At 73.9% G+C, this 10,459-nt stretch carries 11 protein-coding genes and 1 tRNA gene; 7 read left to right on the top strand and 5 right to left on the bottom strand.

What is annotated here, in order from left to right; genetic code table 11:
* Window positions 1-128: 128 nt before the first annotated feature.
* Both ABZ312_RS40965 and ABZ312_RS40960 read right to left on the bottom strand, forming a co-directional pair.
* Entirely contained in the window at window positions 129-1,070 is a 942-nt protein-coding gene (locus tag ABZ312_RS40965; protein ID WP_500323924.1) for a transketolase family protein, read from the bottom strand.
* 29 nt (window positions 1,071-1,099) lie between these two features.
* Complete coding sequence (locus ABZ312_RS40960; RefSeq protein ID WP_500323925.1) at window positions 1,100-1,801, bottom strand: thiamine pyrophosphate-binding protein; 702 nt, start codon at window positions 1,799-1,801, stop codon at window positions 1,100-1,102.
* Window positions 1,802-1,855: 54 nt separating this feature from the next.
* Between ABZ312_RS40960 and soxR the strand changes: the two genes are divergently transcribed.
* Window positions 1,856-2,335, top strand: coding sequence for a redox-sensitive transcriptional activator SoxR (soxR, locus tag ABZ312_RS40955; protein ID WP_500323926.1), 480 nt, complete (start codon window positions 1,856-1,858; stop codon window positions 2,333-2,335).
* Here soxR and ABZ312_RS40950 read toward each other — a convergent pair.
* Window positions 2,316-2,606 (bottom strand): YiaA/YiaB family inner membrane protein, encoded by a 291-nt coding sequence (locus tag ABZ312_RS40950; RefSeq protein WP_500323927.1) that lies wholly within the window; start codon window positions 2,604-2,606, stop codon window positions 2,316-2,318. The genes soxR and ABZ312_RS40950 overlap by 20 nt on opposite strands.
* 181 nt (window positions 2,607-2,787) lie before the next feature.
* Here ABZ312_RS40950 and ABZ312_RS40945 point away from each other — a divergent pair.
* Both ABZ312_RS40945 and ABZ312_RS40940 read left to right on the top strand, forming a co-directional pair.
* Window positions 2,788-2,861 (top strand) — tRNA-Pro (locus ABZ312_RS40945).
* Window positions 2,862-3,197: 336 nt separating this feature from the next.
* The gene (locus tag ABZ312_RS40940) at window positions 3,198-5,012 is read left to right on the top strand and encodes an ABC transporter ATP-binding protein (protein WP_500323928.1); all 1,815 of its coding nucleotides are present in this window, start codon (window positions 3,198-3,200) and stop codon (window positions 5,010-5,012) included.
* A gap of 18 nt (window positions 5,013-5,030) precedes the next feature.
* Here ABZ312_RS40940 and ABZ312_RS40935 read toward each other — a convergent pair whose 3' ends face one another.
* Window positions 5,031-5,510 carry a winged helix-turn-helix transcriptional regulator gene (locus ABZ312_RS40935; RefSeq protein WP_500323929.1) on the bottom strand — a complete coding sequence of 160 codons (480 nt, stop codon included), beginning with the start codon at window positions 5,508-5,510 and terminating at the stop codon, window positions 5,031-5,033.
* A 143-nt stretch (window positions 5,511-5,653) separates the two neighbouring features.
* Between ABZ312_RS40935 and ABZ312_RS40930 the strand changes: the two genes are divergently transcribed.
* The 3 genes from ABZ312_RS40930 (at window position 5,654) to ABZ312_RS40920 (ending at window position 7,860) form a co-directional block, all read left to right on the top strand.
* Window positions 5,654-6,010, top strand: coding sequence for an MmcQ/YjbR family DNA-binding protein (locus ABZ312_RS40930; protein ID WP_499515277.1), 357 nt, complete (start codon window positions 5,654-5,656; stop codon window positions 6,008-6,010).
* Window positions 6,007-7,053: a TIGR03617 family F420-dependent LLM class oxidoreductase gene (locus tag ABZ312_RS40925; RefSeq protein ID WP_500439889.1), complete on the top strand. Its 1,047-nt coding sequence runs from the start codon at window positions 6,007-6,009 to the stop codon at window positions 7,051-7,053. Before ABZ312_RS40930 ends, ABZ312_RS40925 begins: the two co-directional genes overlap by 4 nt.
* A gap of 123 nt (window positions 7,054-7,176) precedes the next feature.
* Window positions 7,177-7,860 carry a RibD family protein gene (locus tag ABZ312_RS40920; protein WP_500323931.1) on the top strand — a complete coding sequence of 228 codons (684 nt, stop codon included), beginning with the start codon at window positions 7,177-7,179 and terminating at the stop codon, window positions 7,858-7,860.
* Window positions 7,861-8,549: 689 nt separating this feature from the next.
* On the opposite strand, the gene ABZ312_RS40915 is transcribed toward ABZ312_RS40920, so the two are convergent.
* Window positions 8,550-9,356, bottom strand: a complete 807-nt coding sequence (locus ABZ312_RS40915) for a CDP-alcohol phosphatidyltransferase family protein (RefSeq protein ID WP_500323932.1) — start codon at window positions 9,354-9,356, stop codon at window positions 8,550-8,552.
* A gap of 116 nt (window positions 9,357-9,472) precedes the next feature.
* Between ABZ312_RS40915 and ABZ312_RS40910 the strand changes: the two genes are divergently transcribed.
* Window positions 9,473-10,453 (top strand): zinc-dependent alcohol dehydrogenase, encoded by a 981-nt coding sequence (locus tag ABZ312_RS40910; protein WP_500323933.1) that lies wholly within the window; start codon window positions 9,473-9,475, stop codon window positions 10,451-10,453.
* Window positions 10,454-10,459: the final 6 nt, after the last annotated feature.

Genomic DNA, 10,459 nt, shown 5'->3' with positions numbered 1-10,459 from the left:
GAGTCGTCCACGTACGTCCAGTACGAGGCCGATCCTCCGCCTTGCGATAGCACGCACCAGCCGCCACGAGCCCCGCCCTCCGGGCGGACGGCGCTGTTCATCAGACACGCCCTAGCGGACGCCCGGAGCTAGCGGACGCCCGAGCCCGCGAGGCCCGCTGTGCGGCGGGAGCCCGCCAGGAAGCCCCCGATGCGTGCCCGCAGCCCGGCGGCGTCCAGGCCGTGCGCCGCAACGTGTTCCTGCCAGGTGCCGTAGCGGCGCAGCTCCGCGCGGGCGGTGCCCAGGGCCAGGACGCGGTGGGGCAGGTCGAGCAGGGCCTCGGCGGCGAAGGGCGCCGAGGTGCCCGCCAGGTACGGCTCGACGAGCACCACGTCCGCCGCGTCCGTGCCCGCGACGGCCGCCCGCAGCCCGGACGCGTCGAAGGGGCGCACCGTGGAGGCGTACAGCACGGTCACGTCCATGTCCGCGACCGCCGCCAGCGTGGCGTCCAGGAGCGGGCCCACGGCGACGACCACGCCCGCCCGGCCCTCGCGCAGCACCCGGAACCGGCCCGGCGAGACCGGCCGTGCGGTGCGGTTGGACTGCTCGCTGAGCCGCACGTAGACCCGGTTGTCGTCGTCGGCCGCCGCGTGCCGGACCAGGGCCTCGGCCTCGTCGGGGTGGCCGGGCACGTGCACGGTCCAGCCGTCGAGGGTGTCCAGCAGGGCGACGTCACCGGGGGCCTGGTGGGTCCGGCCGCCCGCGGCGATGTCGTACGAGGCGCCCGCGCTGACCAGCACCGCGCCCGCGCCCTGGTGCCCCAGGTCCAGCTTGACCTGCTCGAAGGGGCGTTCCACCAGGAAGCTGCCGAAGGTGTGGACGATCGGCCGCAGCCCGGTCAGCGCCAGCCCGCCCGCGACGCTGACCAGCAGCTGCTCGCGGATGCCGACGTCGATCACCCGGTCGGGGTGGGCGCGGGCGGCGTCGGTGAAGCGGTCCCCGGAGATGACCGCCAGCACGACGGCCAGACGGGGGTCGTCCTCCAGCAGGCGTCCGGCGATGGTGGTGAAGCGTTCACGCATGGTGTCCACGGGAAGGTCTCCTCGGCTCGGGGCGGCGGTCAGCGCTTGGACTCGACACGGGCGACGACGGCGTGCGGCCGTCCGGGGTGGGGCATGGTGAACGCCTCGTACAGGGCTTCGTGGTCACGGCCGTCGACGGTGGCCACGGACCAGCCCTCGGCGGCGAAGAGCGAGGCGGGACCGCCGGGGCGCCGATAGGTGGCGGAGGTGTTGTCGACCGCGACGACGTGCAGGCCCTCCAGGCCGACGGCGCCGGCGAAGGCGACGGCCTCGTGGTTGCTGCCCTCGTCCAGTTCGGCGTCGCCGACCAGCACCCACACCGCGGCGTCGGTCAGGCCCTGCGCCCGCAGGCCCAGGGCGCTGCCCACGGCGATCGGCAGGCCGTGGCCGAGTGAGCCGGAGCCGATCTCGGCGCCCGGCACGAGCACACGGTCCGGGTGGTGACCGAGCGGCGACCCGAAGGAGCCGAAGCCCGGCAGCCACTCCTCCGGGACGAAGCCCTTGGCGGTGAGGACCGCGTAGTACGCCATCGGGCCGTGGCCCTTGGAGAGCAGGAAACGGTCCCGCCCGGCGTCCTCAGAGGTCCCCGGGGTCACCCGCAGCACGCGGTCGTAGAGCACCCACAACACGTCGAGGGTTGAGGTGGCGGCGGGCCCGTGCTTCTCGTCGCCGGTCATGAGCGACATCAGCCGCCGCAGGTCGTCGTAGCCGTACGCGGTGTCCGTGCTGGTCGGAGTCATATGGGGATGGTGCAACTTCAAGTCGGCTTGAGGTCAAGCGGTACCCTCGGGCCCATGAGCGACCCCGCACCGCGCCGCGACCGCCTGGCCATCGGTGAGCTCGCCGCCCGCAGCGGCCTGGCCACCTCGGCCCTGCGCTACTACGAGGAGCTCGGCCTCATCCGCTCCGAGCGCACCGCCGGCGGGCAGCGCCGCTACGCCCGCGCCACGCTCCGCCGTGTCGCCTTCATCCGGGCCGCCCAGCGCGTCGGCCTGTCGCTGGAGGAGGCCGGCGCGGCCCTCGCCAGGCTCCCCGAGGACCGTGCCCCCAGCGCCGCCGAATGGAACACCGTCGCCCGCACCTGGACCCGCCGCATCGACGAGCAGATCGCGGAGCTCGAACGGCTCAAGGGCAACCTCACCGGCTGCATCGGCTGCGGCTGCCTCTCCTTGCGCAAGTGCGCCCTGTACAACCCGGACGACACCGCCGCCGCCAAGGGCCCCGGCGCGCGCTACCTGCTGGGCGACGAGTCGGCTACACCCCGTCGACCTTGAACGGGTCGTGCTCGGCCAGCAGCTTGTCCAGCCGGGCCTGGTCCACCCGGCTCGTCACCTGGCCGGCCTCCTGCCGGTCGCGGACGACCTTGGCGAGCGTGAACGCCGAGGTCACCACGTAGAGCAGCCCCACCGCCAGGAAGGCCCGCACCCACGGGCCGACCGGCAGGTAGGCGATGCCCACGACCATCGCCCCGAGGGCGACGGCGAACGAGATCGCGGCCTGGGCCGAGAAGGCCGCGGTCGTCTGCTGCTGGATCGGATTCGCCATGACCGAAGCATCGGCCGTCGTGGCCCGCGCCACATGAGTACGGCTACTCATCCCGGGCCGGGTACCCCGTCGCGGCGGCGCCCGGCGTGCTGCGGGAATGGTGCGAGCGAGCACCCGACGACGTGCGGTATTGTTCTCGTGCGCGGTCGGCCGGGCGGGAAGCCCGGGACGAAAGCGACACCGGGACGTGGCGCAGCTTGGTAGCGCACTTGACTGGGGGTCAAGGGGTCGCAGGTTCAAATCCTGTCGTCCCGACGGTGTCGACCAGCGGGTTTGTCATTCATGACAAACCCGCTGGTTGCGTTTGCGGCACATGAGGCGCGGCCGGAGCGGTACGACCCCGGCCGGCCGTCCCCCGGGCGGGCCCGCGCCGCCCCCGGCCGCCGGGGGCCGCGCGCGTGCGCCGGGACGCCTCCGTGCGCCGTGCCACCGGGCCGGAAAACGCTTGGACTCCACGTGGGCCGCCGCGGGACACTGCCACTTCCGGACCGCCCACTCATGCGCACCTCGGCGCCGCCGTACCGCCACGGCGGCAGCGGCACCTCCCGGAGAAGCTCGCGGCAGCACGCCGCACGACACCACAGGGTGGAGATGGGATCGCCTGAATCACGCAGGTTCCGGCCGGCCAGGGGCCCGGTGCTCCTGGCACTGCGCTACTACGGAGGGGAGTTGGCCCGGTTCCGGTGGCTGACGCTTCCGGCGATGCTGTCGCCGGCCCTCGGCAACATCGGCATCAACTACGTCGCACCGCTGATCGTCGCGAAGCTCGTCGGCGGCTTCGTCGACGGCACCGCTCCCGGCATCGGCTCGACCCTCCCCTACGTCCTGGCCTTCGCCGGCGTGCTGCTGCTCGCGGAGACGCTGTGGCGCATCGGCCTGCACTGCCTGAACCGCCTCGACGCCCGCGGCATCGAGCACCTGTACGTGGTCGGGATGGACGAGCTGTTCGCCAAGGACGCGTCGTTCTTCCACGACAACTTCGCGGGGTCCCTCACCAAGCGGGTGCTGAGCTTCGCCTCGCGCTTCGAGGAGTTCGTCGACACGCTGACCTTCAGCGTCCTGGGCAGCTTCGTCCCGCTGCTGTTCGGGTCGGTGGTGCTGTGGGCCTACGAACCGCTGCTGGTCGTCGGCCTCTTGGCGATGATCGCGGTGACGGCGCTGTGCGTGGCGCCCCTCATCCGCCGGCGCCAGGTGCTCGTCCGCCGGCGCGAGGAGGCGATCGCCCGGGTGTCCGGGCACGTTGCCGACAGCCTGATGAACATGGACACGGTCCGGGCGTTCGCCGCGGAGGAACGCGAGGCCGCCGAGCACCGCTCCCGTGTCGCCGAGTCGCGAAGGCTCACGCTCAAGTCGTGGGACTACGGCAACCTGCGCATCGACACCCTGGTCGCACCGCTGTCGGTGCTGACCAACGCGCTCGGCCTGCTGCTGGCGGTCACGCTGGGTGCGGGCACGCACGGCGTGGAGGCGGTCGTGGTGGCCTTCACGTACTACTCCAACGCGACGCGGATCATGTTCGAGTTCAACCAGATCTACCGCCGCCTGGAGAGCTCGATGACGGAGGCGGCGCAGTTCACCGAACTGCTGCTGAAGCCGCCCACCGTGCTCGACCCGCCCGCGCCGGAACCGCTGCGGTCCCGGGGCGCCGACGTCCGCTTCGAGCACGTGACCTTCTCCCACGGGGGCGCGGAGCCGCTCTTCGAGGGGCTCGACCTGGCCGTGCCCAGCGGTGCCAGGATCGGGCTGGTCGGCCGGTCCGGCGGCGGCAAGACCACGCTCACCCGGTTGCTGCTGCGGATGAACGACATCGACGGCGGCCGGATCCTCATCGGCGGGCAGGACATCAGCCGGCTGCGCCAGGCCGACCTGCGCAGCCTGATCTCCTACGTGCCGCAGGACCCGGCGATGTTCCACCGCTCGCTGCGGGACAACATCGCCTTCGCCCGGCCGGACGCCACCGAGGGCGAGATCCGCCGCGCGGCCCTGGCGGCCCACGTCACCGAGTTCGCCGACGCGCTGCCCGGCGGCTTCGACACCATGGTCGGCGAGCGCGGGATCAAGCTCTCCGGCGGACAGCGGCAGCGGGTCGCGCTCGCCCGGGCGATCCTGCGCGACGCGCCGATCCTGCTGCTGGACGAGGCGACCAGCGCCCTGGACTCGGAGAGCGAGGTCCTCGTCCAGGAGGCGCTGTGGCGGCTGATGGACGGGCGGACGGCGCTGGTGGTGGCGCACCGGCTGAGCACGGTCGCCGGGATGGACCGGCTGGTCGTCCTGGACCGCGGGCGCATCATCGAGCAGGGCACCCACCAGGAACTGCTCACGGAGGAGGGCGCCTACGCCAAGCTGTGGCAGCACCAGTCCGGAGGCTTCCTGGACGACACCGCCGAACGGGCCGACCTGCACTGAACCAGGCCGCCCGGTCGGTCAGGGCGTCCCGGTGGGCTGCGTCACCGCGATCGACACGTCGGTGCCGGGCACCTCGCGGCCGTCCTCGGTGAGGAAGCCGACGTGGACGGCGTGGCCGGTCGAGCGCGTCCGCCGGCGCGCGGAGGGGCCGGACGGGCGCGGCCGGTGGCGGTCGCCCCACTGCTGCAGCGAGGCCATGACGAGGTCGAGCTCCCGCCCGGCCTCGGTCAGGTGGTAGCTCTGCCGCTGCCGGCTGCCCGGCTCCTGGTACGTGCGGGTGCACAGCACCCCGGCCTCGACGAGCAGCTTGAGGCGGGCGCTGAGGAGGTTGGGCGCGATCCCGAGCGACGTCTGGATCTCGGCGAAGCGGTGCCTCCCGGCGAAGACCTCGCGCAGCACCAGCAGGGACCAGCGCTCACCGAGGATCTGCAGGCTCCGCTCGATGGAGCAGGCCGGCTGGTCCTCCTGGGGGCCCGACACGTGCCGTCCGTTCGTCACCGCGGCTCACCTCCTGCCCGATGCGGCGGAAGGACAGTCTACACCTAGGTTTCCTCCTGCTACTCAGCCCCGGGCGGGAGGGGCCCGGAGCGGCCGGGGGACGCGTCACGGCCGTTGTCGGAGGCGATGGCTACGGTGGTCGCATGCCCGATTCCGAAGACGTCCGCCGCATCGCCCTCTCGCTCCCCGAGACGGTGGAGAAGGAGGCCTGGAGCATGCCCACGTTCCGGGTCGCCGGGAAGATGTACCTCACGCTGCCCGACGACGAGACGTCCTTCGCCGTGCGCTGCCCCATGCACGAGCGGGGCGAGCTGATCGCGGCCGAGCCGGGGAAGTTCTGGGTGCCGCCGCACGAGGCCGGATCGAACTGGGTGCGGGTGCGGCTCGCCGCCCTGGACGACGTGGACGAGCTCCGGGACATCGTCGCCGACTCCTGGCGGCAGGCCGCGCCGCCGCGGCTCACCGAGACGGCGGGCCCGGCCGGGGGAGCCGGCGCGTGACGACCCCGTCCCCGACACCGCCCCCGACACCGCCGCTCAAGGCCGACTTCACCTTCACCGGCCGGATCGAGCGGGCCGCCACCGAGGCCGCCCGCGCCGAGGCGCACGGCGCGGACGGCGTGCTGGTCAACGAGATGCGGCACGACGCCTTCCTCCAGCTGGCCCTCGCCGCGGGCGCCACCCGGCGGGCCGACCTGGTCAGCGGCGTGGCGATCGCCTTCGCCCGCAACCCGATGACGGTGGCCACGGCCGCGTACGACGTCCAGCGGCTCTCCGGCGGGCGGATGACCGTCGGCCTCGGCTCCCAGGTCAAGCCGCACATTACCCACCGCTACGGCATGCCCTGGTCGCGGCCCGCCGCCCGCATGAAGGAGTTCGCGGGCGCGCTGCGCGCCATCTGGCACAGCTGGCAGACCGGCGAACGGCTCCGCTTCCGCGGCGAGTTCTACACCCACACGCTGATGACGCCGATGTTCGACCCGGGCCCCCTGCCGTCCGGGCCGCCCCGCATCTGGCTCGCCGGCGTCGGCCCCCTGATGACCGCTGTCGCGGGCGAGGTCGCCGACGGGCTGATCTGCCACGCCCTCACCTCCGCGGACTACCTGCGGCAGGTGACCCTCCCGGCCGTGCACAAGGCCAGGGAGTCCTCCGAGCACGCGGGGCAGCCCTTCGACGTGGTGGGCAACGCCCTGGTCGCGACCGGCCGTACGCAGGAGGAGTACGCCGCGGCCCTCACCGCCACCCGCGAGAGGATCGCGTTCTACGCCTCGACGCCCGCCTACCGCGCCGTGCTCGACCTCCACGGCTGGGGCGAACTCCACGACGAGCTGCACCGGCTGTCCGTGCGCGGCCGCTGGTCCGAGATGGGCCGGCTGGTCGACGACGACGTCCTGGACGCCTTCGCCCTCCACGGTGAACCGCGGGAGGTCGGCCGGGCCGTGCGCGACCGCTTCGCGGGCCTGTGCACACGCGTCACCGTCTCCCTCTCCCACGACGCCGACGACACCCTCGCCCTCGACGTGCTGGCCGGGGTGCGGGACTGACGGGCCACCGGGCCCTGACCAGGCCCGCACGATGATCGGCGGACCCTACATCCATCCGGCCCCCGGCACCTAACTTACGGAAGCTTCACGTCCGCGAACGCCGCCGTGCGGCAATGTGTCCCCATGAGATCGCGCCCGTACGTACTGATGTCCGTGGCCTCCTCGCTGGACGGATGCCTGGACGACACGAGCACGACCCGGCTGCTGCTCTCCAACGAGGAGGACTTCGACCGGATCGACGAGGTCCGCTCTGGGGTGGACGCCATCCTCGTCGGGGCCAACACCATACGTTCCGACGACCCGCGGCTGCTGGTGTGCTCCGCAGAGCGCCGCGAACGGCGCGTCCGCGCCGGGCTCCCGCCGACCCCGGTGAAGGTCACCGTCACGGAGAGCGGGAAACTCGATCCCGGCGCCCGGTTCTTCACCACCGGGGAGTGCGAGAAGGTCGTCTACACCACGTCCTGCGCGAGCGACTGCCTCCGCGAACGCCTGGGGGACGTCTGCTCCGTCGTCGACGCCGGCGACCCGCTGGACGTCCGGCTCCTGCTCGCCGACCTCGCCGGGCGCGGCGTCGAACGGCTCATGGTGGAGGGCGGCGGAGTCGTCCACACCATGTTCCTCAGCGCCGGACTCGTCGACGAACTCCACCTGGTGTACGCGCCGTTCTTCGTCGGCCAGGCCGACGCCCCGCGCATGGTGCACCCCGCGGTCTTCCCGCAGGGCCCCCAGCACCGGATGACGCTCGCGGAGACCCGGCAGATCGGCGACGTGGTGCTGCTGCGCTACCTGCCGCGTCAGGACGCCTGACCGCCCGGGACGGGCGGGGCGCGTTCGGGGTCGCAGACCCTCCGAGGCCCCCAGACCGGCGACGCGGTGGGACGACGCCCGATCGCCGGCGGGCACGGGCCGCGGAGGGGCCGTGAGCGGGACCTGGTGTCCTGCAGCTCTGCTGAACCGGGCTGCTCTCCAGGGTCCGGAGCCCAGGCGCGATGCGACGCGCCGCTCCTCGCGCGTCAGGCCGAGGTCCCCGGCAGCGCGTGACGCCGGCGGGAGCCCGAACGCGCCGGGTCAGGAGGTGCGGCCGCTCGCGGCCGAGGGTCCGGAGGGGCGGGTGCTCTGTGGCGCTCGCCCGGCGCTCACGATGGCCGCCGCCGAACGATCACACCGGCGGCGCCGACGCGATGGCCCCGGGACCGTCGGTGTCCCCGACCGGTGGCGGCGGGGACCGCGGCCTGCGGTGCCTTCGAAAGCCACTGCACTCGAGGGCCCGTCGGCCGGGCTGATACCCGTGGCCCGCAGGTCCCGGGCGGCGGCTGACGTCGGCGGGAAGCGTGAACGGGCCGAGTCGGGACGTCCGGCCGCCGGTGGGCAGGAGTCCCGGACAGGCCACGAGGGGACCGACGCCCCGCGGCGCGGCGCCGTGCCGGTCCACGGCCGCAGGCGCGGGCCCGTGGCCCCGGCGGGGAGGACCTCGCCGGGGCCACGGATGTGCCGGGTCAGGAGGTGCGGCCGCCCGCGGCGGAGGAGACCAGCACGCGGGTCTCCTCCGCCGCCGCGCCCGCCCCCGCGAGGCCCCCGGCGGGCCCGGAGCGCGGTGCCGGGCGGTGGCGCCACAGCCAGAGCACGTCGCGGCCGAACGACCACACCAGCGAGGCCAGCGCGAGCACCGTCAGGGCGGCCGAGACCCCCGCGGGCAGGAGCCCCGAGCAGGCGGCGAGCAGGACGACGCCCTGCAGTGCCGCAACGGTCTTGCGGGCGAAGCTCGGCGGGAGCGCGGCGTTGAGCCACGGCAGCACCCACGCCGCCGCCACGAAGGCGTAGCGCATGGCGCCGATCACCAGCACCCACGGGCCCAGCGTCAGGGCGAGCCGCGCGCTCAGCACCAGGATCAGGAAGGCGTCGACCTCCATGTCGAAGCGCGCGCCCAGGGCGGACGACGTGCCCGTACGCCGTGCGACCTTGCCGTCCACCGCGTCGAGGGCCAGGGCCACCGCGGTCAGCCCGGTCAGCAGCGGCGCGCCGTGAGCGACGCCTCCCGCCACCATGGCCGTCACGCCGCCGACGAGCACCGTGCGGGCCAGGGTGACGTGGTCGGCCGGGCCCAGCGAGCGGCGACCCGCCCGCCGCAGGCCCGCCGCCAGCAGTGCCCAGGTGCCCGCCGCGTAGACGGTCCCGGTCAGCCAGCCCACGGTGTCCAGGCCCACGGTGGCCCACAGCGCGGCCAGCAGCGCCAGCTGGGCTGCTGCCGCCCCGGCCTGCTCACGCCCCGCGGTGCCCCCACGGAACTCGGATCCAACGGTCATCACGGTCATGAGACGTCCCCGCTTGTCGCCTGTGCGGCACAGCCGCGTACGGTACGGGCCCGGCACCACCCGGATGGCGGGTGCCTGTTGCCCGCCATGGAGTACGGAGGAAATCGGTGGAGCGTTCGGCGCGTGCGTTCTGGCTTCGAGAACCCGGCGAGGGCGAGGTCAGAGAGGTCCCCCTGGCGGAACCCGGTCCGGGGGAGGTCCTGGTGCGCACCCTGTACTCCGGGGTGAGCCGCGGCACCGAGACCCTGGTCTTCCGGGGCGGGGTGCCCGTGAGCCAGCACCAGGCGATGCGGGCGCCGTTCCAGGACGGCGAGTTCCCGGGGCCGGTGAAGTACGGCTACCTCAACGTGGGCGTGGTCGAACAGGGGCCGCCCGAGCTGCTCGGCCGCACCGTCTTCTGCCTCTACCCGCACCAGACCCGGTACGTCGTGCCGGCCACCGCCGTGACGCCCGTGCCCGACGACGTCCCCGCGGGACGGGCGGTGCTGGCGGGCACCGTCGAGACCGCGGTCAACGCGGTCTGGGACGCGGGCCCGCAGATCGGGGACCGGATCGCCGTGGTCGGCGCCGGCATGGTCGGCTCCAGCGTCGCCGCCGTCCTCGCCGGCGTGCCGGGCGTGCGGGTGCAGCTGGTCGACGTCGACCCCTCCCGCGCCGCCGTCGCCGAGGCGCTCGGCGTCGGCTTCGCCCACCCCGACGCGGCGGAGGGCGGCTGCGACCTGGTCGTCCACGCCAGCGCCACCGAGGCGGGGCTCGGCCGCGCCCTGGAACTGCTGGAGCCGGAGGGCACCGTCGTCGAGCTGAGCTGGTACGGCGACCGGCGGGTCAGCCTGCCGCTGGGCGAGGCCTTCCACTCCCGCCGCCTGGTCGTGCGCAGCAGCCAGGTCGGCACCGTCTCACCCTCGCGCCGCACCCGGCGCACCTACGCGGACCGGATGGCACTGGCCCTGCGCCTGCTCGCCGACCCGGTCTACGACGCCCTCGTCACCGGCGAGAGCGACTTCGAGGAACTGCCCCTGCTGATGAAGGAGATCGCAGGCGGTGAACGTTCCGTGCTCTGTCACCGTATTGCCTACCGTCCCGGTTAGGCCTTT

Source organism: Streptomyces sp. NPDC006207 (assembly GCF_040613835.1).
GTDB lineage: Bacteria > Actinomycetota > Actinomycetes > Streptomycetales > Streptomycetaceae > Actinacidiphila.
Note: the sequence above shows the minus strand (reverse complement) of the source record. Positions and strands in the feature narration are given on the sequence as shown.